This is a genomic window from Acidimangrovimonas pyrenivorans, from assembly GCF_042643245.1.
GTDB classification, from domain to species: Bacteria; Pseudomonadota; Alphaproteobacteria; order Rhodobacterales; family Rhodobacteraceae; genus Acidimangrovimonas; species Acidimangrovimonas pyrenivorans.
This window is the reverse complement of sequence record NZ_JBHRSK010000015.1, coordinates 44,200-71,015: the sequence shown is the minus strand read 5'-3', so window position 1 is coordinate 71,015 and position 26,816 is coordinate 44,200. Positions and strand designations below refer to the sequence as shown.

Below are 26,816 nucleotides of genomic sequence, written 5' to 3'. Positions count from 1 at the left end.
GAGCCGACGAGGGATCGCCATGGCGCATGCAAAGAACCACGACTACCACATCCTTCCGCCGTCCATCTATCCGTTCCTGGGCGCGGTTGGGGCCTTCATCATGCTCTTCGGAGCCGTGCTCTTCATGCACGACAAGGGCTGGATCATGTTTGCCGTGGGCGCGGCTCTGGTGCTCTACGTCATGTATGGCTGGTGGTCTGACGTGATCTACGAGGGCAACCACGGCGATCACACCCCGGTGGTGCGGATCGGGCTGCGCTACGGCTTCATCATGTTCATCATGTCCGAGGTGATGTTCTTCGCCGCCTGGTTCTGGAGCTTCTTCAAGCACGCCATGTATCCCGGCGGGCCGACGGAGCCGGCGATGTACAACACCTGGCCGCCGCAGGGCATCACCCCGTTCGACCCCTGGCACCTGCCGCTGATCAATACGCTGATCCTGCTGTGCTCGGGCGCCGCGGCCACCTGGGCCCACCACGCGCTGGTGCATGAGAACAACCGCAAGGACCTGAAGAACGGCCTGATGCTGGCGATCGTGCTGGGGCTGATGTTCACCTTCTTCCAGGGCTACGAATACAGCCACGCCGCCTTCGGCTTCGCCGGCAACATCTACGGCGCCAACTTCTTCATGGCGACCGGCTTCCACGGCGCCCATGTCATCATCGGGACGATCTTCCTGTTCGTCTGCCTGCTGCGGGCGATGCGGGGCGACTTCACGCCTGACGAACATGTCGGCTTCGAGGCCGCCGCCTGGTACTGGCACTTCGTCGACGTCGTCTGGCTGTTCCTGTTCGGCGCCGTCTATATCTGGGGCTCCGCGTAAGACCCCCGCCCCCGGCGCCCGTTGCGCCGGGCAGAGCAACGATCCCGGAAGCGCGGGCCCCTCGGGGCGCGCGCTTTTCCTTTGGTGATGTCGAAAGCGCGTCCGGGGCCGCCTTGCGGAGGGAGGCGGGGCCTCACAAAGCGCTGATCCGCCCGGTGCGCGGGTGAAACCCGCCGGGCGCGCGCCTGCCCGTCCCGGCGGGCTGGCGCTTTGGGGGCCCGCGCGCTTGCGTTCGCATTGCGGAGGGGCGTGGCTACCATAAAGCGCGCGGTTCGACAGTCGCGTGCGCCATCCCACGGGCAGGCGCGCGCCCGGCTCAGGTGGCGCACTCGGTTGAAACCTGCGAAGAGGCGCGCTCTCAGCCGCTGTCCCCCCAAGACATCGCTGTTCCACTCCCCGACGCCCCCTTTGCACCTTGAACCCTGTCCCGTTTGGCGAAACAGTGCGCCCTGCAGTTGCAAGGAGAGCTCATGACCCGTCGCCTGATCGCCCCCCTCCTCTTCGGCCTGATCGGGGCCGGGATTCTGGTCGGGCTCGGCGTCTGGCAGCTGCAGCGGCTGCACTGGAAAGAGGGGCTGCTGGCCCAGATCGACGCCCGGATCACTGCCGCCCCGGTGGCGCTGCCGGCCGATCCCGACCCGGCGACCGACAAGTACCTGCCGGTCACCGTCTCGGGCCGCCTGACGGCCCGGGAGCTGGACGTCCTGACCAGCCGCAAGAACATCGGCCCCGGCTACCGCATCGTCACCGCGATGGTCACCGCCGACGGCCGCCGCATCATGGTCGATCGCGGCTTCCTGCCCGAGAACCGGAAGGACAGCCCGCGCCCGCCCGAGGAGGTGACCGTCACCGGCAACCTGCACTGGCCGGACGAGACCGACGCTTTCACCCCGCCGCCGGACCCGAAGGCAAACCTGTGGTTCGCCCGCGACGTTCCCGCCATGGCCAGGGCGCTGGGAACAGACCCGGTGCTGGTGGTCGCGCGCAAGGTCGAAGGCGACCGGTCGAAGATCGAGCCGATGCCGGTCGACACCTCGGGCGTCCCCAACAATCACCGCAACTACGCCATCACCTGGTTTTCGCTCGCCGTCGTCTGGCTGGGGATGACAGGGCTGCTGCTCTGGCGTATCACGCGACGGAAAGACTGAAGGCAGGACCACATGCGTCACGTTTCACGCTACGTTTCGACCCGGGGCGATGCCCCGGCCCTGAGTTTCGAACAGGCGATGCTGACCGGGCTGGCCCGCGACGGCGGGCTCTACGTGCCCGAGTCGGTGCCGGTGATGCCGCATGAGCAGATCGCCGCGCTGGCGGGGCTGAGCTACGAGGAAGCCGCCTACCGCATCATGCGCCCCTTCGTCGGCGACAGCTTCGGCGACGACGAGTTCCGCGCCATCATCGACCGGGCCTATGCCGGCTTCGGCCACAGCGCCCGCGCGCCGCTGACCCAGATCGGCCCGAACCACTTCCTGCTCGAGCTGTTCCACGGACCGACGCTCGCCTTCAAGGACTTCGCGATGCAGCTGATCGGCCAGCTGTTCCAGGTTGCGCTGGAACGCTCGGGCCAGCGCGTCACCATCGTCGGCGCCACCTCGGGCGATACCGGCTCGGCCGCGATCGAGGCGTTCCGGGGGCTGAGCAATGTCGACGTCTTCATCCTGTTCCCGCGGGGCCGCGTTTCCGAGGTCCAGCGCCGCCAGATGACGACCCCGGTCGAGTCGAACGTCCACGCCCTGGCGCTGGAGGGCGATTTCGACGATTGCCAGGCCCGGCTGAAGGACATGTTCAACGATTTCGAGTTCCGCGACGCGGTCGGCCTTGCCGGCGTCAACTCGATCAACTGGGCCCGGGTGCTGGCGCAGGTGGTCTATTACTTCACCTCGGCGGTTTCGCTGGGCGCGCCGCACCGGCCGGTCAGCTTCACCGTGCCGACGGGCAATTTCGGCGACATCTTCGCCGGCTACATCGCCCGCGCCATGGGGCTGCCGATCGAGAAGCTGGTGATCGCCACCAACCAGAACGACATCCTGCACCGGGCGCTGAGCACGGGCGCCTATACCACGACAGGCGTCGCCCCCTCGATCAGCCCGTCGATGGACATCCAGGTTTCGTCGAATTTCGAGCGGGTGCTGTTCGACGCCTATGGCCGCGACGGCCGCGCCGTGGCCCAGTTGATGGATGAGTTGAAGACCGAGGGCGGCTTCACCATCAGCCAGGGCGCGCTCGAGACGCTGCGCGCGACCTTCGAGTCCGGCCGCTGCTCGGAAGACGAGACCTATGCCACGATCCGCACCGAGCATGACCGGAATGGCGAGACGATCTGCCCGCATACCGCCGTCGGCGTGAATGTGGCCGGCGGCTTCCTGTCCGAGGTGCCGATGGTGACGTTGTCCACCGCGCATCCGGCCAAGTTCCCCGACGCGGTCGAAAAGGCCACCGGTCAGCGCCCGCCGCTGCCCGACCGCATGGCCGACCTGTTCGACCGGCCCGAGCGCATGACCGAGGTGCCGAACGACCTTGCCGCGCTCGAGGCGCTGATCCGCGAAAGGACCGGCCGATGACATCGCGCCTGACCACCCTTCCCAACGGTTTCCGCGTCGTCACCGAGGCGATGCCGGGCATGATGTCGGCCTCGATCGGCGTCTGGATCGCCGCCGGCGGCCGCCACGAGCGGATCGAGCAGAACGGAATCGCCCATTTCCTCGAACACATGGCCTTCAAGGGCACCGAGCGCCGCAGCGCGCTGCAGATCGCCGAGGCGATCGAGGATGTCGGCGGCTACATCAACGCCTATACCAGCCGCGAGATGACGGCCTATTACGCCCGGGTGCTGACCGAGGACGTGCCGCTGGCGCTGGACGTGATCGCCGATATCGTGCTGCACCCGGTCTTCGATCCGAGGGAGATCGAGGTCGAGCGCGGGGTGATCCTGCAGGAGATCGGCCAGGCGCTCGATACGCCCGACGACATCATCTTCGACTGGCTGCAGGAGGCCGCCTATCCCGACCAGCCGATCGGTCGCACCATCCTCGGCCCGTCCGAGCGCGTGCGCGGCTTCTCGCGCGATGACCTGCGCCGCTTCGTCGGCGAGCATTACGGTCCCGACCAGATGATTCTCGCCGCCGCCGGCGCCGTCGATCACGACCGCATCGTCGAACTGGCGGGCGAGATGTTCGGCGGCCTCGGCCCGGTGCCGGGCGCCGGGCACGAGCCGGCAGCCTTCGCCGGCGGCGAGCGCCGGGTCGACAAGCAGCTCGAACAGGCGCATTTCGCGCTTGCCTTCGAGGCTCCGGGCTACCGCGACGATGCGATCTATACCACCCAAGTGCTGTCGACGGCGCTTGGCGGCGGCATGTCCTCGCGCCTGTTCCAGAAGATCCGCGAGGAGCGGGGGCTGTGCTACTCGATCTTCTCGCAGGTCGGGGCCTATGCCGATACCGGGCTGTTCACCATCTATGCCGGCACTTCGGGCGCGGAGCTGAGCGATCTGGCCGGGCTGACCGTCGACGAGTTCAAGCGCGCGGCCGAGGACATGAGCGCCGCCGAGATCGACCGCGCCCGCGCCCAGATGAAGGCCGGCATGCTGATGGGGCTGGAAAGCCCCTCGGCCCGGGCCGAGCGGCTGGCGCGGCTGATGGCGATCTGGGGCCGGGTTCCGGATGTCGAGGAGGCGGTGGCCAAGATCGACGCGGTGACCGCCGAGGCCGTGCGCGCCCATGCCGCGGGGATGATCGAAGGCGGCCGCACGGCGCTGGCGCTCTACGGTCCCGTCGGCGGCGCCCCCGACCTGGGGACGCTGCGCCAAAGGCTTGCCGCCTGATGCGGCTGACACGCCGCAAGGTGCGGATCGAGACCGAGCGGATGACGCTGCGGTTGCCGGTCCATGCCGACTACCGGCCCTGGGTGGCGCTGCGCGACGAGAGCGCCGATTTCCTCCGCCCCTGGGAGCCGAGCTGGTCCGACGATCACCTGACCCGCCGGGCCTTCTCGAACCGGGTCTACTGGGCCCGCCGGACGATGAGCCAGGGCACGGCGCTGCCGTTGTTCCTGATCCGGCGCCAGGACGATTGCCTGGTCGGGGCGATCACGCTCGACAATATCCGCCGCGGCCCGGCCCAGGCCGGCACGCTGGGCTACTGGGTCGGCAAGGACCATGCCCGCCACGGCTACATGCGCGAGGCGATCCAGGCGGTGGTGCATCACGCCTTCACGGTGATGGACCTGAGCCGGATCGAGGCCGCCTGCCTGCCCGAGAACGCCGCCTCGCGCGGGGTGCTGGAGAAATGCGGCTTCAAATACGAGGGCGTGGCCCAGAGCTACCTGCAGATCAGCGGCCGCTGGCGCAACCACGTCCTCTACGCCAACCTGCGCAGCGACCGGCGCGGCCGGACCGATGTCGGATAGGCCCACTCGCATCGCGCTTCTGCGCGGGGTGAATGTCGGCGGCCGCGGTCGCCTGCCGATGGCGGATTTCCGGGCGTTGCTGGCCGGCCTCGGCTACGGCACGCCGCAGACCTACATCCAGAGCGGCAACGCCGTCTTCCGCGCCGCCGGCCCGGCCGAAGAGATCGCGACGGCGATCGGGAAGGCCATCGCTGCCAGCCACGGCTTCCGCCCGCATGTCCTGCTGCGCAGCCTGGCGGAGATCGAGGCGGCGCTGGCCGCCTGTCCCTTCCGCCCGGCGCCTGGGGCCGAGAAGACCGTTCAGCTCTACTTCCTCGACCCTCCGCCCGGCGCCCCGGATCTTGCCGCGCTCGAGGCGCTGAGGGCAGCGGACGAGGAGGTCGCGCTGGCCGGCAAGGTCTTCTATCTTTCCGCCCCGTCCGGCATCGGCCGCTCGAAACTGGCCGCGGCGGTCGAGCGTCACCTCGGCACGCCGGCCACCGCCCGCAACCTGCGCTCGGTGCGGGCGATCCGCGATCTCGCCCGCACCCTGCCAAACTGACCGCGGCTTCACGGTTTCGTGTTATCCTCCCCGCCGGAGGTGCCGCCGATGATCCGTCTCGTCCTTGCCCTTGCCGCTCTGCTTGCCGCGGCCGCCATGCCCGCCGCCGCGCAGGACCGCATCCCCAGCCATTGCATCGCGCTCGCCGATGCCGCGCCGGGGCTCGAATATGTCCAGCTCGCCGCCTATGGCGATCCGCTCGACCGCAACGTTGCCCGGCTGACCTATGTCGCCCACGCCACCTTCCTGCTGGAAAGCGCCGGCGGGCTGCTGGTGGCGACCGACTTCACCGGCGACCTTGGCGGCATCGCCCGCATCCCCGACGTGGTGACGATGAACAACGCCCACAGCACCCATTTCACCGGCTATCCCGACCCGGCGATCCCCCATGTGCTGGAGGGCTGGGCGACCGACGGCAAGGCGGCCGACCATTACCTCGACCTCGGCGAGATTCTGGTGCGCAACGTGCCCACCGATGTCCGCGGCCGCTCCGGCACCGTGCGCAAGAACGGCAACTCGATCTTCGTCTTCGAGCTCGCCGGGCTCTGCATCGGTCATCTCGGCCATCTCCATCACGAGCCCGACCCGCGCCAATACGCGGCCCTCGGCCGGCTCGACGTGGTGATGGCGCCGGTCGATGGCGGGCTGACGCTGGACCTGCCGACGATGATCCGGGTGCTGCAACGGCTGCGCTCCTCGGTGGTGATCCCGATGCACTGGTTCTCGGAAGGCTCCCTGCAACGCTTCCTCGACGGCATCTCCGGCGATTTCGCCATCGACCGGCCGGGGCGCAGCTTCCTCGACGTCTCGCTGAAGAGCCTGCCGTCGCGGCCGACGGTGGTGGTGCTGGAACCCGCGCGCCTGCTCGAGTGACTTGCGCCGCCGGGGCCGCCATGCTTCACCTGCGGGCGAGAGGAGCCGCCCATGCTGACCGCCGCCGATAGCGCCTTCGCCGCCCGCCTGGATGCGGCGCTGCCCGAGGGCACGCTGCGCCCGCTGACCGCCGCCTACCAGGAAGAGCCGCGCGGCCGGTTCCACGGCAATGGCGGGCTGCTGGCGGCGCCGCGCGATACCGAGGAAGTGGCGCGCGTCGTCGCCCTGTGCAACGACGCCCGGGTCGGCATCGTGCCCTGGGGCGGCGGCACCGGGCTGGTCGGCGGCCAGATCCTGTCCGACGGCCCGGCGCCGCTGATCCTCAGCCTCGAACGGATGAACAAGGTCGAGGCGGTCTATCCCGAGGAGAACGTGCTGATCGCCCAGGCCGGCGCGGTGCTGGAGGACATCCACGCCGCCGCCCGGGCGCGGGACCGGCTGTTCCCGCTGACTCTGGCCAGCCAGGGCAGCTGCCGGATCGGCGGCAACCTCGCCACCAATGCCGGCGGCGTCAACGTGCTGCGCTACGGCAACGCGCGCGAGCTCTGCCTCGGGGTCGAGGCGGTGCTGGCCGACGGCTCGGTGCTGCGCGGGCTCAAGCGGCTGCGCAAGGACAATACCGGCTACGATCTCAAGGACCTGCTGATCGGCTCCGAGGGCTCGCTGGGCGTCATCACCGCCGCCAGCCTCAAGCTGTCGCCGATCCCGGCCGCCGAGGGCGCGGCGCTGATGGTGGTCGAAAGCCCCGCCGCCGCGCTCACGCTGCTGGCGATGGCCCGGGCGCGGCTGGGCGAGGGGGTCTCGGGCTTCGAGCTGATCGCCCGCCAGGGGCTCGACTTCCTGGCCGAAACGATGCCCGAGCTGCGCCAGCCCTTCGCGACGCCGCCCGACTGGATGGTGCTGGTCGATCTCGGCCTGCCACGCGGCCTCGACCCGCAGGCGGCGCTGGAGGAGCTCTTCGCCGCAGGTGCCGAGGCCGGGCTGGTCCATGACGGCGTGATCGCCCAGAACGAGGCCCAGCGGGCCGAATTCTGGACCCTGCGCGAGACCATCCCCGAGGCCAACCGCAAGATCGGCGCGATCTCGTCGCACGACATCTCTCTGCCGCTGGGGGCGATCCCCGACTTCATCGCCGAGGCCGGCGCCGCGCTGGCCCGGCTGGGCGAAATCCGGATCAACTGCTTCGGCCATCTCGGCGACGGCAACCTGCATTACAACGCCTTCCCGGCGCCGGGCCGCGACCGCGCCGATTACGAGGCCCTGCGCGAGCCGGTGAAGCGGCTGGTTCATGACCTCGTCGACCGCTACGACGGCTCGGTCAGCGCCGAGCACGGCATCGGCCGGCTCAAGGTGCCCGACCTGGAACGCTACGGCGATCCCGCCAAGCTGGCGGTGATGCGCGCCATCAAGGCCGCGCTCGACCCCAACGGCATCATGAACCCGGGCGCGGTGCTGCGCGCGTAGAAGGAAGACGTTCCTTCCCGTTCATCTTCACGCAAATATCCCGGGGGTCCGGGGGCAGCGCCCCCGGCCATGCTGCCGGGCTGCTCAGAGCCCCTCGAACTCGCACAGCACGTGCACGTCCATGCCCATCGCCTCGAGCTTCTTGCGGCCGCCCAGCTCGGGCAGGTCGACGATGAAGGCGCAGCCGACGACTTCGGCGCCCAGCCGCTCGATCAGCTTGATCCCGGCCTCGGCGGTGCCGCCGGTGGCCAGCAGGTCGTCGACCAGCAGCACCTTCTCGCCCGGCTTCAGCGCGTCGTCATGGATCTCGACGATCGCCTCGCCATATTCCAGCTGGTAGTCCTGCGCGATCGTCGTGCCCGGCAGTTTGCCCTTCTTGCGGATCGGCACGAAGCCCAGCGTCAGCTGGTGGGCGATGGCGCCGCCGAGGATGAAGCCGCGCGCCTCGAGGCCGACCACCTTGTCGATCGGCTCGCCGGCATAGGGGTGCAGCAGCTGGTCGATCGCCATCCGGAAACCGCGCGGATCGGCAAACAGCGTGGTCACGTCGCGGAACAGGATCCCCTCGTGGGGGAAGTCGACGATGGTGCGGATGTAGTCCTTGACGGTCTTTGCCATTCCGGTGGCCTCTCGAAGGGAAGTCGGTGATCGCGCCTGCGATAGCATGCGCCGGGAAAGGGCGACAAGCGGTCAGCGGGCCGGCGGAGCGGCCCGCGAGCGCCTAGCCCAGCACCCGGCCGGCGACGGCGTCCAGCCGGGCCAGCAGCGCCGGGTCGCGCTTGTCCGGCGCGGTAATCATGGCATGCTCCAGCGCGTGGTCGCAGCCATGCGGGCAGGCCGCGCGCGCGCTGCCGAGGAGGCCGGGCAGGCGGCCGACGAGGTTGCGCGCCTTCTCGGCATTGCCGGTCAGGGTCGCGATCACCGCGGCGACATCGACATTGTCGTGCTCCGGGTGCCAGCAGTCGTAATCGGTCACCATCGCCACGCTGGCATAGCAAAGCTCGGCCTCGCGGGCGAGCTTGGCCTCCGGCATGTTGGTCATGCCGATGACATCGGCGCCCCAGGCGCGATACATCCGGCTTTCGGCCAGGGTCGAGAATTGCGGCCCCTCCATCGCCAGGTAGGTGCCGCCGTCATGGACGGTGATGCCGGCATCCAGCGCCGCCGAGACGCAGGCCGCCGACAGCCGGGCGCAGGTCGGGTGGGCGACGCTGACATGGGCGACGCCGCCGGTGCCGAAAAAGCTCTTCTCGCGGGCGAAGGTGCGGTCGATGAACTGGTCGACGACGACGAAATCGCCCGGCGCCATCTCCTCGCGGAACGAGCCGCAGGCCGAGACCGAGATCACGTCGGTCACGCCCAGCCGCTTGAGCGCGTCGATATTGGCGCGGTAGGGCACGGCGGTCGGGCTGTGGACGTGGCCGCGGCCGTGGCGCGGCAGGAAGACCATCTCGATCCCGTCGAGCCGCCCGGTCAGCACCTCGTCCGAGGGCGCCCCCCAGGGCGTCTCGACCGCCTGCCAGCGGGCCTCTTCCAGCCCCGGGATGTCGTAGATGCCCGAGCCGCCGATCACGCCGATCTTCATCGCCATTGCCTGCCTCCACCTGCAAGTTCTCGGCGCCACCCTAGGGGCTCGGGCCGGACGGGAAAAGGGCCGTCGCGGCCTGTCGTCGGGCCCTCTGCCGAAAATCCGGGCAGTCCTCTGCGGCGCGTGGCCGCAATGCGCAGCAGACATGCAGCCGGCGCATGGCTTTGGGCTTCCGCTGCGTCGCGGCATCGGCTAGAGGTCGCGCGCGAACAGAACCATCCGCCCATCCGAAGGAAACGCCATGCCCCGTTCCGCGCTCGCGGCCTTTGCCCGTGCCGTATCGCCCGATCATGCCCCGGCCGTCCCCTATTCGCTGGCCGAGGTGCGGACCGAGCTTCTGGCCGGTCTGACCGTCGCCCTGGCGCTGGTGCCCGAGGCCGTGGCCTTCGCCTTCGTCGCCGGGGTCAACCCGCTGGTCGGGCTCTATGCCGCCTTCATCGTCGGCCTCGTCACCGCGCTGATCGGCGGCCGGCCGGGGATGATCTCGGGCGCCACCGGGGCGCTGGCCGTGGTCATGGTCTCGCTGGTGGCACAGCACGGCATCGAATACCTGTTCGCCACCGTGGTGCTGATGGGGGTGTTTCAGATCCTGGCCGGTGTGTTCCGCCTCGGCAAGTTCATCCGCCTGGTGCCGCACCCGGTGATGCTGGGCTTCGTCAACGGCCTCGCCATCGTCATCGGCCTGGCCCAGCTGCACCAGTTCCGGGTGCCGGACGGGCAGGGCGGCACGATGTGGATGCACGGGCCGCAGCTGGTCACCATGCTGGCGCTGGTCGTCACCACGATGATCGTGATCTGGCTGATGCCGCGCATCACCCGCGCCATCCCGGCGCCGCTGGCCGGCATCGTCATCACCGCCGCGCTGGTGATCGGCTTCGGCATCGACGTGCCGCGGGTCGGCGACATGGCCTCGATCACCGGCAGCCTGCCCAGCTTCCACATCCCCGCGATGCCGCTCAATCTCGCAACGCTGAAGATCGTCGTGCCCTACGCGGTGATCCTCGCCGCCATCGGGTTGATCGAGAGCCTGCTGACCCTCAACCTGGTCGGCGAGATCACCGGCAAGCGCGGCGGCGCCAGCCAGGAATGCATCGCCCAGGGCACCGCCAATTTCGTCACCGGCTTCTTCGGCGGCATGGGCGGCTGCGCGATGATCGGCCAGAGCATGATCAACGTCACCTCGGGCGGCCGCACCCGGCTGGCGGCGGTCACCGCGGCGCTGTGCCTGCTGTCCTTCATCCTCTTCGCCGCGCCGCTGATCGAGCAGATCCCGCTCGCCGCACTGGTCGGCGTGATGTTCATGGTCGTGATCGGCACCTTCGCCTGGCAGAGCTTCCGCGTCCTGACCAAGGTGCCGCGGATCGACGCCGTGGTCATCGTGCTGGTCACCGCCATCACCGTCGCGACCGACCTCGCCACCGCCGTCGTCGCCGGCGTCATCGTCTCGGCGCTGGCCTATGCCTGGCAGAACGCCAAGCGCATCCACGCCCGGACCTACACCACCCCGGAAGGCGCCAAGGTCTACCAGATCGAGGGGCCGCTGTTCTTCGGTTCGACCGACGGCTTCAACGAGCTGTTCTCGCCCGAGATCGACCCGGGCCATGTCATCGTCGATTTCGCCGGCAGCCGGGTCGCCGACCAGTCGGCGCTGGCGGCGATCGAGGCGCTGGCGGCGCGCTACGAGGCGCAGGGCAAGCGGCTGGTGCTGCGCCACCTGAGCCGCGACTGCTACCGCCTGCTCGCCCGCGCCGGCCAGCTCATGGTCGATAGTGCCGACGATCCGGATTACGGCGTCGCCGTCGACTACGGTATCCGCCCCGGCGCCCTGGGCGGCGCGCACTAGGCGCTATTTCCGGTGGAGGCCCCGGCGGTGCTGTCGGATGCCTCCGGCGGGGATATTTTCATGAAGATGAAAGCGCCGGCCTGTCCCTGCTTTCATCTTCACTCAAATATCCTCCGCGAAGCGTCCTCGGCGGGCCACGGGCGCGGCCACCGGGACAACCGCGGTGCGGGTTATTTCTGCCCGGGCCGGTTCAGTTCGAACACGCTCTTGACGATCGCGTAGTCCTTGTAGCCCAGCCGGCTGACGGGGTGGAATTTCGTCACGTCGAAGCGGCCGTCGACGACGCAGTCGTCGCGCAGGTGGACGCCGATCACCTCGCCCAGCACCAGGAAATTGCTCTCGCCCAGCAGCGGCACGATCTTGTTCAGCCGGCATTCCAGCGCGGCGGGAGCATGGCTGACGCGGGAACAGGCGATGGTCTCGCATTCCACCCGTTCCAGCCCGGCGAGGGCGAACTCGTCGATCTCGCGGCCGTAGCTGCCCGAGGTCGCGTTCATCTCGTGCAGCTGCTCCTGGCCGACGACGTTGACGCAGAAGACCTCGGTCTCCTCGATATTCGACAGGCTGTCCTTGCCGCGCGGGCGGTCGTCCTTGGTTCCGGTGGTGGCGAACATGACCTGCGGCGGGGTGTAGGCGACGGCGTTGAAGAAGGAATAGGGGGCGAGGTTTTCCGACCCGTCGGCGCCGCGGGTCGAGATCCAGCCGATCGGCCGCGGCGTGACGATGGCGTTGAACGGGTTGTGCGGCAGGCCGTGGCCGTCGGCAGGGCGATAGAACATGGCGTCTCCTCGTTCCGGTTTGTGTCTGACCTAGCCCCGTGCTAGGCGCCTTTCCAGTGGAATCGGGCCGGAGCGGGAGGCGGCGCGTGTATCGGCTCGAAGAGGAAGGCAAGGCGGATTTCTGGGAGGTCGAGGCGCTCTACGACCTCTGCTTCGCCCCCGGGCGCGAGGCGCTGTCCTCCTACCGGCTGCGCGACGATGTCGCCCCGGTGGCGCCGCTTTGTCTCGTGCTGCGCGAGGACGGGGTGCTGGCGGCCGCGATCCGCTACTGGCCGGTGCTGGTCGGCGGCCAGCCGGTGCTGTTGCTCGGGCCGGTGGCGGTGCACCCGACCCGGCAGGGCGAGGGGCTGGGCGGTTACCTGATCCACGAAAGCCTCGCCGAGGCGCGGCGGCTGGGCTGGAAACGGGTGTTGCTGGTCGGCGATGCGCCCTATTACGGCCGCTTCGGCTTCCGCCGGCTGACCGGTGTCCGCATGCCGCCGCCGACCAACCCCGAGCGGGTGCTGGGGCTCGAGCTGGCGCCCGATGCCTGGGCCGGCGTCACCGGTGCCGTGGAGAAGTGGCGCGGGTGAGGCGCCCCGGCACCGTGCCGGCCATTGCAAGCGCCCCTGCAGCCTCCTACTTTCCATACATGGAAAATGCCCCGCCCCTTCCGGTGCCCGTCGCCGAGATCCCCGAGGCCGAGATCGTCCGGCTGGTTACCCGCTATCGCAAGGCGGGCGGGCCGGTGATGCATATCGTCAACCTGTTCGGCACCCGGGTCGAGAGCCAGATCGAGAAGCTGCCCGACAGCATCAAGGACCGCATCGAGCGGGTGGTCGAGACCGCGCTGCACCGTTGCTACACCCTTGCCGGCCGGATCCTGGGCGAGGGCGACACGCTGGGCGAGAGCGGCCACCGCACGGTGGCGCTGCTGACCGGCGCGGTGGGCGGTTTCGGCGGACTGCCCTCGGCCGTGGCCGAGCTGCCGGTCACCGTGACGGTGATCTTCCGCGCCATCCAGAAGATCGCCGAGAGCTACGGCTACGATCCGGCCGATCCGGAGGTGCGGCTGGAATGCCTGCAGGTCTTCGGCGCCGGCAGCCCGCTGCACGAGGATGACGGCGTCAATACCTCGTTCCTGGGCGCGCGGGTGACGATGACCGGGCCGGCGCTGAACCGGGTGATCGCGGCGGTGGCGCCGCGACTGTCGCTGGTGCTGGGCGAGAAGCTGGCGGCGCAGACGGTGCCGCTTCTGGGCTCGGTCGCCGGCGCCGGGGTCAATTACGCCTTCCTGTCCTATTACCAGGAAATGGCCCATGTCCGCTTCGGCCTGATGAAGCTGGCCGAGACCCATGACCGCGCCGCGCTGCTCGAGACCTTCCGCGCCATTGCCGCGGGTGAGCGGGTCGGAAAGAGCTAAAGCACCGCCGATCCACGTCGCCTTGACACGTCGTCCCCGCTCCCATCGCTTGCGCGGCGGCCCGTGGCCTTGTTTCCGCGCAGGGGGACGGACGTCGCCTGAAACGGGGGAACCGGCTTTCGAACCGCTCAGCCGTGAAATGGAGGTTCAGTCTCGCGCATCCGAGGCGACCGGCACGCCGGGCCCCTTCGAAAATCAGCCCTGGCCGGCGCCGCCGGCAAGCCAGTTCATCATCGCCGGGCGCACCGATTGTTCGCCGGCCTCCTCCGCCGCCTCGATCACCTTGCGCGCCTCGACCAGGTTGACCCGGCGGATCAGGTGCTTGACCGGCCCGACCGAGGCCGGCCGCATCGACAGCATCCGCAGCCCCATCGCCGCGAGGCACAGCGCCTCGACCGGGCGGCCGGCATCCTCGCCGCAGAAGGACAGCGGGGTGTCGGTCTCGGCGCAGCGGGCGACGATCTGCTCGATGAAGCGCAGGAAGCTGACATTCAGCGTGTCGTAGCGCCGTCGCACCAGCTCGTTCTCGCGGTCGGCGGCGAAGAAGAACTGCTTGAGGTCGTTGCCGCCGATCGAGACGAAGTCGGCCAGCTCGAAGAATTTGCGCGGCGCGAAGGCGAGGCTGGGGGTTTCCAGCATCGCGCCGATCTCGAGCTTCTCGGGCAGGACATGGCCCAGCTCGCGCTCGCGCTCGATCTGGCGCAGCAGGTGGTCGCGGGCGGCGACGAATTCCTCGTATTGGGCGACGAAGGGGAACATCACCGCAAGCGGCCGGCCATTCGCCGCCCGGATCAGCGCCTGCAGCTGCATCGTCATCACGCCCGGCTTGTCGAGCCCGACCCGGATCGCCCGCCAGCCGAGCGCCGGGTTGGGCTCGTCCTGCCGCTTCATGTAGGGCAGCACCTTGTCCGAGCCGATATCGAGGGTGCGGAAGACGACGCGGCGGCCGTTGGCGGCATCGAGCACGCGGGCATAGAGCGCCGCCAGCTCGCCCCGCCGCGGCACCTTGTTGCGGATCAGGAACTGCAGCTCGGTGCGGAACAGGCCGACACCCTCGGCCCCCGAGCCTTCGAGCGACGGCAGGTCGGCCATCAGCCCGGCATTCATGTGCAGCGAGACGGTGGTGCCGCATTTCGCCGTCGCCGGCTGGTCGCGCAGCCCGGCATAGCGTTCCTGGGCCTTGGCCTGCATCGCGATCTTGTCGCGGAAGGCCGAGGAGATGGTTTCCTCGGGCCGCAGGTGGACGATGCCCTGGTCGCCATCGACGAGGATGCTGTCGCCGTTCAGCGCCTCGGTGGTGATGCGTGCGGCATGGATCACCAGCGGGATCGCCAGCGCCCGGGCGACGATCGCCGCATGGCTGCCGACCGAGCCCTCCTCAAGCACCACACCCTTGAGCTTGCGGCCATAGGCCAGCAACTCGCCGGGGCCGATATTGCGCGCCACCAGCACCGGGTTGTCGGGCATCTCGGCGCCGGTCTCGCTGCCCTGGCCGGTGAGGATGCGCAGCAGGCGGTTCGACAGGTCGTCGAGGTCGTGCAGCCGTTCGCGCAGGTAGGGATCGGGCACCTGGCCCATGCGGGCACGGGTCAGCGACTGTTCCTTCTCGACCGCCGCCTCGGCCGACAGGCCACGGGCGATGTCCTCTTCCATCCGCCGCATCCAGCCGCGCGAATTGGCGAACATGCGGTAGGCCTCGAGCACCTGCATCTGCTCCTTGTCGGCGCCCGAGGTGGTGGCCAGCAGGTCGTCGACCGAAATCCGCAGCTGGTCGACCGCGGCGTGCAGCCGGGCATGCTCGGCCTTGGGATCGTCGGCGACCGGGTTGGTGATGACGACGCGCGGCTCGTGCAGCCAGACCCGGCCCTCGGCCGCGCCCTCCTGGCCGGTGGCGCCGCGGAACACCACCGCGTGCTGGTGCAGCGCCGCCAGCGCCTCGCCCTCGCCGATGAACGCCCCCAGTTCCGTCATTTCCGCCAGCACCATCGCCACGACTTCCAGCGCGTAGACCTCGTCATCCGAGAACTTGCGGCTGTGTTTCGACTGCACGACCAGCACGCCCAGCGTCTCGCCCAGCCGCTGGATCGGCACGCCGAGGAAGCTGGAATACTTCTCCTCGCCGGTCTCGGGCATGTAGCGGAAGCCGCGCTCCGACGGGGCGTCGCCGGTGTTGATCGGCGCCGCTGTCTTGGCCACCCGACCGACAAGGCCCTCGCCCAGCTTGAGCCGGGTCTGGTGCACCGATTCCGCCTTGAGCCCCTCGGTGGCGCAAAGTTCGAGCGTGTCGCTGTCGCGGAACAGGTAGATCGAGCAGACGTCGGACTGGATCGAATCGGCGATCAGATGGGTGATCCGGTCGAGCCGCTCCTGCCCCGCGCCGCGCTCGGCCAGGGTGTCGCGCAAGCGGCGCAGCAGCTTGCGACTTTCACTTTCCGTGCGCTCGGGCATGGGCCCCCGCTCAAATCAGTCCGGGACAGGCGCCCCGGTGTCAGGCGGCCGTGTCCAATTCGAAGGCATCATGCAGTGCCTGAACCGCCAGTTCCATGTATTTCCGGTCGATCAGGACCGAAATCTTGATCTCGGAAGTTGAAATAACCTTGATGTTGATCCCCTCGACCGAGAGCGCATCGAACATCTTCGCCGCCACGCCGGCATGGCTGCGCATGCCGATGCCGACCACCGAGACCTTGGCCACCTCGGTATCCTCGACCAGCTCGTCGAAATTGATCTCGCCGGCGGCCTTGGCGTCTTCCATCGCCTTGCGGGCCCGGGCCACCTGGTTGATCGGGCAGGAGAAGGTCATGTCGGTGACCGCGACGCTGTGGCCCTCGTAGTTCTTTTCCGAAATGTTCTGGACGATCATGTCCACGTTCACCCCGGCTTCGGCCAGTGGGCTGAAGATCGCCGCGGCGATGCCGGGCCGGTCCTCGACCGACACCAGGGTCATTTTGGCCTCGTCGCGCGAATAGGCGACGCCGGAGACGACTTTCGATTCCATGATTTCCTCCTCGTCGCAGACGAGCGTTCCCGAATTGGCGTCGCTGTCCTCGAAGCTCGACAGCACCCGCAGCCGTACCTTGTAGCGCATCGCCAGCTCGACCGAGCGGGTCTGCAGCACCTTGGCGCCCAGGCTGGCCAGTTCCAGCATTTCCTCGAAGGCGATCTTTTCCAGCTTGCGCGCCTTGGCGGTGATCCGCGGGTCGGTGGTGTAGATGCCGTCGACATCGGTGTAGATGTCGCAACGCTCGGCCCCGAAGGCGGCGGCGAAGGCCACCGCCGTGGTGTCCGAGCCGCCGCGGCCCAGCGTCGTGATCCGGCCCTCGGGGCTGACGCCCTGGAAGCCGGCGACCACCGCCACCTTCATGCCTTCGGCGAATTTCTGGTCGATATTGCCGCGCGGAATGTCGACGAAACGGGCCGAGGCGTGCGCGCTGGTGGTCTGGATCGGCACCTGCCAGCCCTGCCAGCTGCGCGCCGGCACGTCCATCTCCTGCAGCGTCAGCGCCATCAGCCCGGCAGTGACGTTCTCGCCCGAGGCGACGACGGCATCGTATTCGCGCGCGTCGTAGAGCGGCGAGGTCTGCTCGACCCAGCCGACCAGCTCGTTGGTCTTGCCCGACATCGCCGAGACGATGACGATCACGTCATAGCCGCGCTCGACCTCGCGCTTGACCTTCTCGGCCGCGTTCTTGATGCGGTCGAGATCGGCCACCGAGGTGCCGCCGAATTTCATCACCAGAAGCGGCATGGACCATCCCCGCGCGCCAAGTCACAATCGGCTGTTTCATATGCGTGACAGGGCGGTTGCGCAAGGGGGCGGGGAACGCCGCCGCCAGTCCGGGCGCCTTGGCGCTGGCGTCCGCCCGGCGGCTCGCATAGGGTCGCGCCATGACCGTGCCGGCGCTGCAGTTTTCCGAAGATCAGGCCGAGGCCTGGGACCGCGTGGCGGATGTGCTGCGCGGCGCCGGCGTCGATCTCGACGACAGCCTGCTGACGGCCGAGGCTTCGGGCAAGAGCCAGGTCCTGGCAGTGGTCGGCAAGGCCGGCTCGGGCAAGACGATGCTGCTGGCCAGCATGGTCAAGGCGCTGACCGAGGCCGGGGTCGACATCGTCTCGGGCGATTACGAGGGCAAGAAGCGCAAGGACCGGCGGACGCTGGCGATCCTGGCGCCGACCAACAAGGCGGCCAGCGTGCTGCGCAACCGCGGCGTGCCGGCGACCACCATTCACCGCATCCTCTACACCCCGGTCTACGACCCGGAATACGAGAAGATCGCCGAATGGCTGGCCGGCAATGGCGACCGGCCCGAGATCGAGGGCCTGACCGAGCTGGCGCTCGACCGGGCCAAGGCGTTCTACGAGACCGTCAAGTCGATCCCCGGGGCGCTGGCGGCGGCGGGGCTGCGCGGCTCGGACTTCATCCGCGGCTGGAAGCGGCGCGAGGATCCGCTCGATATCGGCTTCGTCGACGAAAGCTCGATGCTCGACGAGCGCCAGTTCGACGACCTGCGCGAGATCTTCCCGACGCTGGTGCTGTTCGGCGATCCGGCCCAGCTCGCCCCGGTCGGCCAGTCGGGCGAGATGGTGTTCGACCGGCTGGGCGAGGAGCGCAAGCTGACCCTGCACCGCATCCACCGGCAGGAAACCGACAGCCCGATCCTCGATCTCGCCCATGCGCTGGCCGAGCCGGGGCTGAGTTTCGAGGAATTCGAACGAATGGTCGAAAACGCCGCCCGCCGCGACGACCGGGTGGTGGTGGCGCAGCGGGTCGAGGCGGCGATGATGGCGCGCAGCCCGGTGCTGGTCTGGCGCAATGCCACCCGGATCCGGCTGATCCAGGCCTTCCGCGCCGCCTATGCCGCGCCGGCCGACGAACTGTTGCCGGGCGAGCCGTTGATCTGCGACGGCATCGAGCTGCCGCTGAAGCACCGCAAGAAACGCATCGACCTCGAGGCGCGCGGCCTGATCAAGGGCGCGCAGGTGATCTATCTCGGCCCCGGCCGCAAGCCCGGTTTCGCCCGGCTGCACGTCATCGGCGCCGAGGAGCCGCAGGTCTCGGCCGCCTCGATCATCAAGATCGAGCTGCCGGGCGAGGAGGAGCCCTTCATCGCCTCGGCCGCCACCATGGGCGCGGCCTTCCTGCACGGGGCGGCGGTGACGATCCACAAGGCGCAAGGGTCCCAGTGGGAGAACGTCCAGGTCTTCGCCCCCGACCTCTGGGCGGCGGCGCAGGCGGGGCGAACCGAGGCCGGCATCGCGCTGTGGAAGCGGCTGGCCTATGTCGCCATCACGAGGGCCGAGAAGCGGCTGTTCTGGGTCGTTCGCAACCGGCTGGCGCGGCCGACCGAGCCGCTCTCCACCGCCGATCTGCAGGCCCCGGCGGCGGAGTTGAAGCTGGAAGCGGAATGATGGCTCTGGCGGGCGCGGGCGCTTCGCCCTAGTCTGGCGGCCAAACGTCCAAGGAGGCCCCGATGCGCTGCGTTTTCGTCCAGTTCCGCTGCACCCCCGGCAAGACCTACGAGGTGGCCGACGCGATCTACGACCGCGAGGTCGTGTCCGAGCTGTTCTCGACCTCGGGCGACTATGACCTGCTGGCCAAGATCTACATCCCCGACGGCGCCGATGTCGGCCACTACCTGTCGGAAAAGCTGTTCGACATCCCGGGCATCAGCCGAACCCTGACGACGATCACCTTCAAGGCGTTCTGAACCATGACGGGGACCATCGTCATCACCGGCGCCAGCGCCGGCATCGGCCGGGCGACGGCCGAGCGGTTCCTGCAGGCGGGCTGGAACGTGGCGCTGCTGGCGCGGCGCGACGAGGTGCTGAAAGAGATCTGCCACGGCTGTCCGACGGCCCTGCCGGTCGCCTGCGACGTCACCGACCTGGGCGCTGTCGAGGCGGCCTTCGACGCGGCGGCGGGACGCTTCGGCCGGATCGACGTGCTGTTCAACAACGCCGGCGTCTTCCCCGAATCCGGCCTGATCGACGAGATCGCGCCCGAGAGCTGGAGCAGCGCGGTGGCGGTCAACCTGACCGGCATGTTCAACGCTGCCCGCGCCGCCTTCGCCCGGATGCGCCGACAGGAGCCGCAGGGCGGGCGGATCATCAATAACGGCTCGATCTCGGCCCATGTGCCGCGGCCCAATTCTGTTGCCTACACCACGACCAAGCACGCGATCACCGGCCTGACCAAGTCGCTGTCGCTGGATGGCCGGCCCTATGACATCGCCTGTGGCCAGATCGATATCGGCAATGCCAGGACCGAGCTGCTGGAAGACGTGATCGAGCGGACGCTCGAGGCCGATCCGCTGGCCGAGGTGCCGCCGACGATGGATGTTTCCCATGTCGCCGACGCGGTGCTGAACATGGCCGAGCTGCCGCTGTCCGCCAATGTCCAGTTCATGACCCTGATGGCGACCAAGATGCCCTATATCGGCCGCGGCTGAATGGGCTCGGGGCGGAGCGGGACCGGCGGCGCGGCGCCGCCGGGGGCGGTGTCGAAATGGCCGTGGCTGGTCTTGTCCCAGAAGAACGGCCGGGCAAGCAGCTCCCACGCCGCCTTGTAGGCCGCCAGCGCGCCGAGCGGGAAGTAGAAGATCAGCGTCGGCACCCAGGGCAGCAGGAAGCGGTGGCGCGGGCCCGAGACGCCGCGCAGGCCGGTGGCGATGTTCACCCCTTCGCTGGCGACGAACAGCCCGATCAGGGCGGCGCCGGCCCAGCCCGGCATCGCGACCAGCGGTTGCCCGAGGCCGAGGGCCAGGAGCCAGAACGACCACAGCACCGGCGCCAGCAGGAATTGCGACAGCGTGCCGAGGAACAGCGCCTGCAGGCCGAGAACCCGCCGCCATCCCAGCTGCCGCAGCAGCAGGCGGGGGCTGCGCGTATGCACCCACCAGGTCATCATGAAACCCTTGAGCCAGCGCGAGCGTTGCCGGACCCAGGGCAGCAGCCGGCAATTCGCCTCTTCCCCCGTCGTGCTGTCGAGGATCTCGGTCCGGTAGCCGTGGCGGGCGAGGCGGATGCCGAGATCGGCGTCCTCGGTCACGTTATGGGCGTCCCAGCCGCCCAGGTCCTCGATCGCGGCCCGGCGCAGGAACAGGGTGGTGCCGCCGAGCGGGATCACCAGGCCGAGCCGCTCCAGCCCGGGCAGGATGACCCGGAACCAGGCCGCGTATTCGATGGTGAAGCAGCGCGCCATCCAGTTGCTGCGCGGGTTGTAGTAGTCGAGCTTGCCCTGCAGGCAGGCGACCTCGGGCCCGCGTCGATGGAACCGCGCCACCACCTTGCGGATCTGGTCGCGCTCGGGCGCATCCTCGGCGTCGTAGATGCCGACGATGCTGCCGCGGCAGAAATCCAGCGCGAAGTTCAGCGCCCGCGGCTTGGTCGTCAGCGGTCCGTCCGGCACGGTGACGGTGCGCATCCAGCTGGGCAATGCCGTCCTGGCGAGCGCGTCGCGGGTCAGGCGGTCCGCCTCCTCGACCACCAGCAGCACGTCGAGCAGTTCCTGCGGATAGTCGAGCCGGCCGAGGCGGCGGATCAGCCGCGGGGCGATGGCGGGTTCGCGGAACAGCGGCACGATCAGCGAGACGCGCGGGAGGCGCGCGATTGCGGGCGCCGGGCCGGTCTCGGCGGCGGCGGGACGGGCGCCCAGCATCGCCAGCAGGGCCGCAGCCTTGAGCGTGACGGTCGCCATCAGCGTCAGCACCGCCCAGGCGGTCAGCGCCCCGAACAGCGCCCGCGGCGCCAGCGCGAGCAGCGCGATGATGAGCGCGGCAGCGGCCAAGGCGACGCTCCTGAGCCGGCCGATGCGCCAGCCGCGGCAGCTTTCCGCGGCCGCCACCCGGGTTTCGGCCCGTCGTCGCAACGCGTCGCCGCGGAGCGCCGTGATCGCCGCGCCGATCGCCGCTTCCGGGGCCAGCGCCATGGTCACGGGGCCGAACAGGGCCGTCAGCGTCGCGCGCTGGCGTTCGAAATGTTCGGGCCGGGCGCTGAGGAGGACGGTGGTGCCGCCCGACCGGCGCCAGGGCAGCAGCCCCTCGGCCAGGCAGCGCGCGGCGCCGAAGGCATCGACCAGTTGTGGATCGGGCGGTTCGGCACGGGGATCGACGACGCGGCTGTGCCAGCGTGCCGCCTGCGCGGCCAGCAGCTCCGCCTCCGTCACCAGGCCGCGGGCCTGCAACAGCTCGTCCAGTCCCGCCTCCTGCCGGGCCGCGGCCTCGAGGGCGCCGATCAGGGGCCCCGACGCAACGGCCCCGCGGGCCAGCAGTGCCGCGGCCAGCGACGGCCGTCGCGCAGGCCCGTCCCGCTCCGAAACGGCGGGCGCGCTGGAACGCGGGTTGTGGCTGTCCATGGCATCCCCGGGTCGACCCGATGGGGCGAGCTTGCCGGCGGGGGCCTTAAGGAGCCGTTAATGCCCGGCGGGCGCCTCGGCCGTCTTGCGGGCGCGCATCGCCTCGGCGAAACGCTCGAACAGGTAGTAGCTGTCCTGCGGCCCCGGGCTGGCCTCGGGATGGTACTGGACCGAGAAGACCGGCCGGTCGGTCAGGCGGATGCCGCAATTCGAGCCGTCGAACAGGCTGACGTGGGTTTCCGTGACGCCCTCGGGCAGGCTCTGGCTGTCGACCGTGAAACCGTGGTTCATCGAGGTGATCTCGACCTTGCCGGTCTCGATGTCCTTCACCGGGTGGTTGGCGCCGTGATGGCCGTGGTTCATCTTCACCGTCCGGGCGCCGAGCGCCAGCGCCAGCATCTGGTGGCCGAGGCAGATGCCGAAGACCGGCAGATCGGCCTCCAGCACCCCCTTGATCGCCGGCACCGCATATTCGCCGGTCGCCGCCGGATCGCCCGGCCCGTTCGACAGGAACACCCCGTCGGGGGACAGTGCCAGCACGTCCTCGGCCGTCGCGGTGGCCGGCAACACCGTCACCTCGCAGCCCGCCGAGGCGAGGCAGCGCAGGATGTTGCGCTTGGCGCCGTAGTCGATGGCGACCACCTTGAGGCCCGGCTCCTCGCGCCGCTTGTAGCCCTCGGGCCATGCCCAGCGCATCTGGTCCCAGCGGTAGCTCTGGGCGCAGGTCACTTCCTTGGCCAGGTCGAGCCCGACCAGCCCGGCGAAGCCGCGCGCCTTGGCGACCAGCGCCGCGATGTCGAACTTGCCCTCGGGGTCATGGGCCAGCGCGACATGGGGCGCGCCCTGCTGGCGGATCGCCCGGGTCAGCCGGCGGGTGTCGACCCCGCCGATGCCGATCCGGCCCTTGCGCGCCAGCCACTCGGTCAGCTCGCCGGTGGCGCGCCAGTTCGACGGCTCGGTCGGGTCCCATTTCACCACCATGCCCTCGGCCACCGGTTCCGCGGTCTCGTCGTCGTCCTCGTTGACGCCGACATTGCCGATATGCGGGAAGGTGAAGGTGACCACCTGGCCGGCATAGGAGGGATCGGTCATGATCTCCTGGTATCCGGTCATCGCGGTGTTGAAGCACAGCTCGGCCACCGTCTCGCCGGTCGCGCCGAAGCCGTGGCCGTAGAAGACGGTGCCGTCGGCCAGCGCCAGGCAGGCGGTGGGTTTGGGGGCGGATTGCGACGGAGTGGCGGGCATGGAGGTCTCCCCTGCTCAAATCTGCGGCAAACTATGGCTTGCGCGGGGGCGGGTCAAGAGGCCGCGACCAAATGGTTAATTGTTGTAAATCAATGGTTTGCTAGATTAGGTATCGGTTGTCACAGCCGGGCTGGCGGGATATGGTGGGCGCTCAGACGATCTTCGGACTGCTAGGGGATGCCAGCCGATGAGTTTGCGTGACCGGATTTCCGCGGCCCTCAAGGACGCGATGCGGAACAAGGAGGCCGAGCGCCTCTCGACCCTGCGGCTGATCAATGCCGCGATCAAGGACAAGGATATCGCCGCCCGCGGCGAGGGCAACGATGCCGGCGTCACCGACGCCGATATCCTCGCCATCCTCGGCCGGATGGTGAAGCAGCGCCAGGAAAGCGCCCGGGCCTATGAAGAGGGCGGGCGGCTGGAACTGGCCGAGAAGGAACAGGCCGAGATCGCGGTGATCGAGGATTTCCTGCCGCGCCAGCTGTCGGAGGACGAGGTCACCGAGGCCATCGCCGAGGCCATCGCCGAGACCGGCGCCAGCTCGATCCGCGACATGGGCAAGGTGATGGGCACGCTCAAGGGCAAGTATACCGGCCAGATGGATTTCGGCGCCGTCGGCCCGATGGTGAAGGATCGGCTGGGCTGATCTCCTGCCGGCTGCCTCACTCGGGATATTGCCGCCGCGCCCGGGCCACGCCCAGCCTGCCGCCCATCTTGCGGGTCTGGGCCGTCGCCGTCCATTCATAGGTGTGACGACCGCCGGGCGGGCAGGGGCTCTTGTAGCGAAAGGCGCCCGGCGCGATCACCTTTTCGCCGTGATATTCCACCAGCCCGCCGCCGTGATTGTAGCTGCGCGCATCCAGATCGGTCATGCGGAAGCGGATGTACCTGGTGCCGGCCGGCACGTCCTCGAGAACGAAGCGCGGGTTGTCGACGACATTGGGTTGGCCGCTGGTGCACAGCTTGAGCCCCTGCCAGTCGAAGGAAATCGAGAAGGCCGCGGCCGCCTGTGCCGAGCACAGGCAAAGCGCGGCGAAAAACGCTGTCTGCTGGAAACGGGTCATTTGCTCCTCCCGGATTTGCGGGCGGAACCAGCATTGGCCCGTCATGCCGGCGGGTCAAGGGGCCGGCGACAGCGGGGACAGGCCGAGGGCTCTTCCCCGCTTTCATCTTCACGAAAATATCCCGGGGGAGTCGCCCCTGGGCGACGGGGGCAGCGCCCCCAGCTGCACGCAGTGCCACAAGGCGTGCGGCGCAACCGCGCAATCGGATCAGGCGCGGCGGCGCAGCTCGGCCAGTTCGACCAGCAACTCGTTGCGCAGCCTGGTGCGTTCCTCCGGGGCGAGGAAGGCGCCGAGCTCGACCTCGCGGCCGCCGCCCTTCAGCGTCAGGTAGTTCGGCACCGGGCCGCCGGTCTCGTGCAGCGTCACCGATACCCAGTAGGGATTGGCGCTCCAGTCCTGGCGCGGCTTGCGCGGGTTGTAGCGGGTCAGCTCGATCCGGTCGGGCCAGAGCCTGAGATCCTCGATCAGCTCGCCGTCGCGGTAGCTGCGGCCGAGCGCGTACCACATGCCGCCGAGGGCCAGCAGCAGGAAGGGCAGCAGCCCCCAGAGCACCGGCGAGCCGAGCAGCTCGATCAGCGGCAGCAGCAGCAGCGCGGCGGTGCCGCCGATGAACCAGACGAAGCCGCGGCGCGGCAGAGAGCGGTAGGGCCAGAGGTGCAGCTCGGCCAGCGGCGGCGCTCCGGCGTCGCGGCCCCCCGCCCGATAGGAAGAGGCCCCGGATTGCTCCGGGGCCTCCTCGATCCGTTTCACCCAGTCGTAGGGCATCAGTGGGCGTGGCCGTGATCCCAGTCCGACTGCTTCGGCAGCGTCTCGAACGTGTGCTCGGGCGGCGGGCAGGTCAGCGTCCACTCCAGCGTGTCGGCATGCTCGTTCCAGTAGTTGTTCTGGGTCACGCGCTTGCCGGCGAGCAGGGTGTAGAAGACCACGCCGATGAACCACACGAAGGAGGCGAAGGCGATGAAGGCGCCGATCGACGAGATGTGGTTCCAGAAGGCGAAGGCCTCCGGGTAGTCGATGTAGCGGCGCGGCATGCCCTGGCGGCCGAGGAAGTGCTGCGGGAAGAAGGTCAGGTTCGAACCGATGAACATCAGCCAGAAGTGCAGCTTGCCGGCCCATTCGGGATATTGCTTGCCCGACATCTTGCCGATCCAGAAGTAGCAGCCGGCGAAGATCGCGTAGACGGCGCCGAGGCTCATCACGTAGTGGAAGTGGGCCACCACGTAATAGGTGTCCTGATAGGCGCGGTCGACGGCGGCCTGGCTGAGCACCACGCCGGTCACGCCGCCGACGGTGAACAGGAACAGGAAGCCGGTGGCGAACAGCATCGGCGTCTTGAACTCGATCGAGCCGCCCCACATCGTCGCGATCCAGCTGAACACCTTGATGCCGGTCGGCACCGCGATGACCATCGTCGCCAGCATGAAGTAGCTCTGCTGGGTCAGGCTGAGGCCGACGGTATACATGTGGTGGGCCCAGACGACGAAGCCCAGCACGCCGATGGCGACCATCGCGTAGACCATCGGCAGGTAGCCGAAGACCGGCTTCTTCGAGAAGGTCGCGATGACGTGGCTGATGATGCCGAAGCCCGGCAGGATGATGATGTAGACTTCGGGGTGGCCGAAGAACCACAGGATATGCTGATAGAGCACCGGGTCGCCGCCGCCGGAGGCGTCGAAGAAGGTGGTGCCGAAGTTGCGGTCGGTGATCAGCATGGTGATGGCGCCGGCCAGCACCGGCAGCGACAGCAGGATCAGCCAGGCGGTGACGAAGATCGACCACGGGAACAGCGGCACCTTGTGCAGGGTCATGCCCGGCGCGCGCATGTTGAGGAAGGTGGTGATCATGTTGATGGCGCCAAGGATCGACGAGGCGCCGGACAGGTGCACTGCGAACAGCGCCAGGTCGGTCGAGTAGCCCGCTTCATGGGTCGAGAGCGGCGGGTAGAGCACCCAGCCAAGGCCCGAGCCCATCTGCTGGTCGCCGCCCGGGGTGAACAGCGACGCGACCGCCAGCGAGGTGCCGGCGACATAAAGCCAGTAGGACAGGTTGTTCATCCGCGGGAAGGCCATGTCGGGCGCGCCGATATGGAGCGGCATGAAGTAGTTGCCGAAGCCGCCGAACAGGGCCGGGATGACGACGAAGAACATCATCAGGATGCCGTGGGCGGTGATGATCACGTTCCACAGGTGGCCGTTCGGGGTGCAGTCCGCCGAGGACGGGATCAGCCGCATGCCTTCCAGGCACATGTACTGGACACCGGGCTCCATGAGCTCCATCCGCATGTAGACCGTGAAGACCACCGAGATGAAGCCGACGATGCCGGCCGTGAAGATGTAGAGGATGCCGATGTCTTTATGGTTGGTCGACATGAACCAGCGGGTGAAGAACCCGCGGGTGTCATGTTCCCCATGACCATGAATGGCTGCGTCCGCCATTT

The 26,816-nt window shown here is 68.9% G+C and carries 25 protein-coding genes; 15 read left to right on the top strand and 10 right to left on the bottom strand.

Features of this window, described 5'->3' with window-relative positions; all coding sequences use genetic code 11:
- Positions 1 to 19: 19 nt before the first annotated feature.
- From ACFOES_RS16875 to ACFOES_RS16840, 8 genes are all read left to right on the top strand, one after another.
- A complete protein-coding gene (locus tag ACFOES_RS16875) occupies positions 20 to 823 on the top strand; it encodes a cytochrome c oxidase subunit 3 (RefSeq protein WP_377834537.1) in 804 nt (267 codons plus the stop codon).
- 470 nt (positions 824 to 1,293) lie between these two features.
- On the top strand, positions 1,294 to 1,971 hold the full coding sequence (locus ACFOES_RS16870) for an SURF1 family protein (protein ID WP_377834536.1): 678 nt from the start codon (positions 1,294 to 1,296) through the stop codon (positions 1,969 to 1,971).
- 12 nt (positions 1,972 to 1,983) lie between these two features.
- Complete coding sequence (gene thrC / locus ACFOES_RS16865) at positions 1,984 to 3,384, top strand: threonine synthase (RefSeq protein WP_377834535.1); 1,401 nt, start codon at positions 1,984 to 1,986, stop codon at positions 3,382 to 3,384.
- Positions 3,381 to 4,643: a M16 family metallopeptidase gene (locus ACFOES_RS16860; RefSeq protein WP_377834534.1), complete on the top strand. Its 1,263-nt coding sequence runs from the start codon at positions 3,381 to 3,383 to the stop codon at positions 4,641 to 4,643. Before thrC ends, ACFOES_RS16860 begins: the two co-directional genes overlap by 4 nt.
- Complete coding sequence (locus ACFOES_RS16855) at positions 4,643 to 5,227, top strand: GNAT family N-acetyltransferase (protein ID WP_377834533.1); 585 nt, start codon at positions 4,643 to 4,645, stop codon at positions 5,225 to 5,227. The genes ACFOES_RS16860 and ACFOES_RS16855 overlap by 1 nt, the downstream gene beginning before the upstream one ends.
- Positions 5,217 to 5,768 carry a DUF1697 domain-containing protein gene (locus ACFOES_RS16850; protein ID WP_377834532.1) on the top strand — a complete coding sequence of 184 codons (552 nt, stop codon included), beginning with the start codon at positions 5,217 to 5,219 and terminating at the stop codon, positions 5,766 to 5,768. Before ACFOES_RS16855 ends, ACFOES_RS16850 begins: the two co-directional genes overlap by 11 nt.
- Positions 5,769 to 5,816: 48 nt before the next feature.
- Complete coding sequence (locus tag ACFOES_RS16845; RefSeq protein WP_377834531.1) at positions 5,817 to 6,641, top strand: MBL fold metallo-hydrolase; 825 nt, start codon at positions 5,817 to 5,819, stop codon at positions 6,639 to 6,641.
- Positions 6,642 to 6,692: 51 nt separating this feature from the next.
- Positions 6,693 to 8,105, top strand: coding sequence for an FAD-binding oxidoreductase (locus ACFOES_RS16840; protein WP_377834530.1), 1,413 nt, complete (start codon positions 6,693 to 6,695; stop codon positions 8,103 to 8,105).
- A gap of 84 nt (positions 8,106 to 8,189) precedes the next feature.
- On the opposite strand, the gene ACFOES_RS16835 is transcribed toward ACFOES_RS16840, so the two are convergent.
- Both ACFOES_RS16835 and ACFOES_RS16830 read right to left on the bottom strand, forming a co-directional pair.
- Positions 8,190 to 8,723 carry an adenine phosphoribosyltransferase gene (locus tag ACFOES_RS16835; RefSeq protein WP_377834529.1) on the bottom strand — a complete coding sequence of 178 codons (534 nt, stop codon included), beginning with the start codon at positions 8,721 to 8,723 and terminating at the stop codon, positions 8,190 to 8,192.
- A 103-nt stretch (positions 8,724 to 8,826) separates the two neighbouring features.
- Positions 8,827 to 9,696, bottom strand: coding sequence for an S-methyl-5'-thioadenosine phosphorylase (locus ACFOES_RS16830; RefSeq protein WP_377834528.1), 870 nt, complete (start codon positions 9,694 to 9,696; stop codon positions 8,827 to 8,829).
- A 238-nt stretch (positions 9,697 to 9,934) separates the two neighbouring features.
- On the opposite strand from ACFOES_RS16830, the gene ACFOES_RS16825 reads away from it, so the two are divergent.
- Positions 9,935 to 11,536, top strand: coding sequence for a SulP family inorganic anion transporter (locus ACFOES_RS16825; RefSeq protein ID WP_377834527.1), 1,602 nt, complete (start codon positions 9,935 to 9,937; stop codon positions 11,534 to 11,536).
- A gap of 170 nt (positions 11,537 to 11,706) precedes the next feature.
- Here ACFOES_RS16825 and ACFOES_RS16820 read toward each other — a convergent pair whose 3' ends face one another.
- Positions 11,707 to 12,315: a flavin reductase family protein gene (locus ACFOES_RS16820; protein WP_377834526.1), complete on the bottom strand. Its 609-nt coding sequence runs from the start codon at positions 12,313 to 12,315 to the stop codon at positions 11,707 to 11,709.
- 86 nt (positions 12,316 to 12,401) lie between these two features.
- Between ACFOES_RS16820 and ACFOES_RS16815 the strand changes: the two genes are divergently transcribed.
- Positions 12,402 to 12,887, top strand: a complete 486-nt coding sequence (locus tag ACFOES_RS16815) for a GNAT family N-acetyltransferase (protein WP_377834525.1) — start codon at positions 12,402 to 12,404, stop codon at positions 12,885 to 12,887.
- Positions 12,888 to 12,946: 59 nt separating this feature from the next.
- A complete protein-coding gene (locus ACFOES_RS16810; RefSeq protein WP_377834524.1) occupies positions 12,947 to 13,717 on the top strand; it encodes an EcsC family protein in 771 nt (256 codons plus the stop codon).
- 195 nt (positions 13,718 to 13,912) lie between these two features.
- Here ACFOES_RS16810 and ptsP read toward each other — a convergent pair whose 3' ends face one another.
- Together ptsP and ACFOES_RS16800 are read right to left on the bottom strand one after the other, a co-directional pair.
- Positions 13,913 to 16,165: a phosphoenolpyruvate--protein phosphotransferase gene (ptsP, locus tag ACFOES_RS16805; RefSeq protein WP_377834523.1), complete on the bottom strand. Its 2,253-nt coding sequence runs from the start codon at positions 16,163 to 16,165 to the stop codon at positions 13,913 to 13,915.
- A gap of 40 nt (positions 16,166 to 16,205) precedes the next feature.
- Positions 16,206 to 17,465 (bottom strand): aspartate kinase, encoded by a 1,260-nt coding sequence (locus ACFOES_RS16800; RefSeq protein WP_377834522.1) that lies wholly within the window; start codon positions 17,463 to 17,465, stop codon positions 16,206 to 16,208.
- A 140-nt stretch (positions 17,466 to 17,605) separates the two neighbouring features.
- Between ACFOES_RS16800 and ACFOES_RS16795 the strand changes: the two genes are divergently transcribed.
- From ACFOES_RS16795 to ACFOES_RS16785, 3 genes are all read left to right on the top strand, one after another.
- Positions 17,606 to 19,126, top strand: a complete 1,521-nt coding sequence (locus ACFOES_RS16795; protein ID WP_377834521.1) for an ATP-dependent DNA helicase — start codon at positions 17,606 to 17,608, stop codon at positions 19,124 to 19,126.
- A 62-nt stretch (positions 19,127 to 19,188) separates the two neighbouring features.
- Positions 19,189 to 19,425 carry an Lrp/AsnC ligand binding domain-containing protein gene (locus tag ACFOES_RS16790; protein ID WP_377834520.1) on the top strand — a complete coding sequence of 79 codons (237 nt, stop codon included), beginning with the start codon at positions 19,189 to 19,191 and terminating at the stop codon, positions 19,423 to 19,425.
- 3 nt (positions 19,426 to 19,428) lie between these two features.
- Complete coding sequence (locus tag ACFOES_RS16785) at positions 19,429 to 20,166, top strand: SDR family oxidoreductase (protein WP_377834519.1); 738 nt, start codon at positions 19,429 to 19,431, stop codon at positions 20,164 to 20,166.
- Here the strand turns inward: ACFOES_RS16785 and ACFOES_RS16780 are convergent.
- Together ACFOES_RS16780 and carA are read right to left on the bottom strand one after the other, a co-directional pair.
- Positions 20,148 to 22,070: a glycosyltransferase family 2 protein gene (locus tag ACFOES_RS16780; RefSeq protein WP_377834518.1), complete on the bottom strand. Its 1,923-nt coding sequence runs from the start codon at positions 22,068 to 22,070 to the stop codon at positions 20,148 to 20,150. The genes ACFOES_RS16785 and ACFOES_RS16780 overlap by 19 nt on opposite strands.
- 57 nt (positions 22,071 to 22,127) lie before the next feature.
- On the bottom strand, positions 22,128 to 23,315 hold the full coding sequence (gene carA, locus ACFOES_RS16775) for a glutamine-hydrolyzing carbamoyl-phosphate synthase small subunit (RefSeq protein ID WP_377834517.1): 1,188 nt from the start codon (positions 23,313 to 23,315) through the stop codon (positions 22,128 to 22,130).
- A gap of 187 nt (positions 23,316 to 23,502) precedes the next feature.
- Between carA and ACFOES_RS16770 the strand changes: the two genes are divergently transcribed.
- Positions 23,503 to 23,961 carry a GatB/YqeY domain-containing protein gene (locus tag ACFOES_RS16770; RefSeq protein WP_377834516.1) on the top strand — a complete coding sequence of 153 codons (459 nt, stop codon included), beginning with the start codon at positions 23,503 to 23,505 and terminating at the stop codon, positions 23,959 to 23,961.
- A gap of 16 nt (positions 23,962 to 23,977) precedes the next feature.
- Here the strand turns inward: ACFOES_RS16770 and ACFOES_RS16765 are convergent, their stop codons facing one another.
- The 3 genes from ACFOES_RS16765 to ACFOES_RS16755 all read right to left on the bottom strand — a co-directional run bounded on the left by ACFOES_RS16765 (position 23,978) and on the right by ACFOES_RS16755 (position 26,814).
- A complete protein-coding gene (locus tag ACFOES_RS16765) occupies positions 23,978 to 24,379 on the bottom strand; it encodes a hypothetical protein (RefSeq protein ID WP_377834515.1) in 402 nt (133 codons plus the stop codon).
- Positions 24,380 to 24,586: 207 nt separating this feature from the next.
- A complete protein-coding gene (locus tag ACFOES_RS16760; RefSeq protein ID WP_377834514.1) occupies positions 24,587 to 25,144 on the bottom strand; it encodes a DUF2244 domain-containing protein in 558 nt (185 codons plus the stop codon).
- On the bottom strand, positions 25,144 to 26,814 hold the full coding sequence (locus ACFOES_RS16755; RefSeq protein WP_377834513.1) for a cytochrome c oxidase subunit I: 1,671 nt from the start codon (positions 26,812 to 26,814) through the stop codon (positions 25,144 to 25,146). The genes ACFOES_RS16760 and ACFOES_RS16755 overlap by 1 nt, the downstream gene beginning before the upstream one ends.
- Positions 26,815 to 26,816 lie beyond the last annotated feature (2 nt).

Bases quoted from the DNA above. Each gene is read 5' to 3' on its own strand.
- ACFOES_RS16875 (WP_377834537.1), top strand. From the start codon at position 20: ATGGCGCATGCAAAGAACCACGACTACCACATCCTTCCGCCGTCCATC.
- ACFOES_RS16870 (WP_377834536.1), top strand. From the start codon at position 1,294: ATGACCCGTCGCCTGATCGCCCCCCTCCTCTTCGGCCTGATCGGGGCC.
- thrC (WP_377834535.1), top strand. From the start codon at position 1,984: ATGCGTCACGTTTCACGCTACGTTTCGACCCGGGGCGATGCCCCGGCC.
- ACFOES_RS16860 (WP_377834534.1), top strand. From the start codon at position 3,381: ATGACATCGCGCCTGACCACCCTTCCCAACGGTTTCCGCGTCGTCACC.
- ACFOES_RS16855 (WP_377834533.1), top strand. From the start codon at position 4,643: ATGCGGCTGACACGCCGCAAGGTGCGGATCGAGACCGAGCGGATGACG.
- ACFOES_RS16850 (WP_377834532.1), top strand. From the start codon at position 5,217: ATGTCGGATAGGCCCACTCGCATCGCGCTTCTGCGCGGGGTGAATGTC.
- ACFOES_RS16845 (WP_377834531.1), top strand. From the start codon at position 5,817: ATGATCCGTCTCGTCCTTGCCCTTGCCGCTCTGCTTGCCGCGGCCGCC.
- ACFOES_RS16840 (WP_377834530.1), top strand. From the start codon at position 6,693: ATGCTGACCGCCGCCGATAGCGCCTTCGCCGCCCGCCTGGATGCGGCG.
- ACFOES_RS16835 (WP_377834529.1), bottom strand. From the start codon at position 8,723: ATGGCAAAGACCGTCAAGGACTACATCCGCACCATCGTCGACTTCCCC.
- ACFOES_RS16830 (WP_377834528.1), bottom strand. From the start codon at position 9,696: ATGGCGATGAAGATCGGCGTGATCGGCGGCTCGGGCATCTACGACATC.
- ACFOES_RS16825 (WP_377834527.1), top strand. From the start codon at position 9,935: ATGCCCCGTTCCGCGCTCGCGGCCTTTGCCCGTGCCGTATCGCCCGAT.
- ACFOES_RS16820 (WP_377834526.1), bottom strand. From the start codon at position 12,315: ATGTTCTATCGCCCTGCCGACGGCCACGGCCTGCCGCACAACCCGTTC.
- ACFOES_RS16810 (WP_377834524.1), top strand. From the start codon at position 12,947: ATGGAAAATGCCCCGCCCCTTCCGGTGCCCGTCGCCGAGATCCCCGAG.
- ptsP (WP_377834523.1), bottom strand. From the start codon at position 16,165: ATGCCCGAGCGCACGGAAAGTGAAAGTCGCAAGCTGCTGCGCCGCTTG.
- ACFOES_RS16800 (WP_377834522.1), bottom strand. From the start codon at position 17,465: ATGCCGCTTCTGGTGATGAAATTCGGCGGCACCTCGGTGGCCGATCTC.
- ACFOES_RS16795 (WP_377834521.1), top strand. From the start codon at position 17,606: ATGACCGTGCCGGCGCTGCAGTTTTCCGAAGATCAGGCCGAGGCCTGG.
- ACFOES_RS16790 (WP_377834520.1), top strand. From the start codon at position 19,189: ATGCGCTGCGTTTTCGTCCAGTTCCGCTGCACCCCCGGCAAGACCTAC.
- ACFOES_RS16785 (WP_377834519.1), top strand. From the start codon at position 19,429: ATGACGGGGACCATCGTCATCACCGGCGCCAGCGCCGGCATCGGCCGG.
- ACFOES_RS16780 (WP_377834518.1), bottom strand. From the start codon at position 22,070: ATGGACAGCCACAACCCGCGTTCCAGCGCGCCCGCCGTTTCGGAGCGG.
- carA (WP_377834517.1), bottom strand. From the start codon at position 23,315: ATGCCCGCCACTCCGTCGCAATCCGCCCCCAAACCCACCGCCTGCCTG.
- ACFOES_RS16770 (WP_377834516.1), top strand. From the start codon at position 23,503: ATGAGTTTGCGTGACCGGATTTCCGCGGCCCTCAAGGACGCGATGCGG.
- ACFOES_RS16765 (WP_377834515.1), bottom strand. From the start codon at position 24,379: ATGACCCGTTTCCAGCAGACAGCGTTTTTCGCCGCGCTTTGCCTGTGC.
- ACFOES_RS16760 (WP_377834514.1), bottom strand. From the start codon at position 25,144: ATGCCCTACGACTGGGTGAAACGGATCGAGGAGGCCCCGGAGCAATCC.
- ACFOES_RS16755 (WP_377834513.1), bottom strand. From the start codon at position 26,814: ATGGCGGACGCAGCCATTCATGGTCATGGGGAACATGACACCCGCGGG.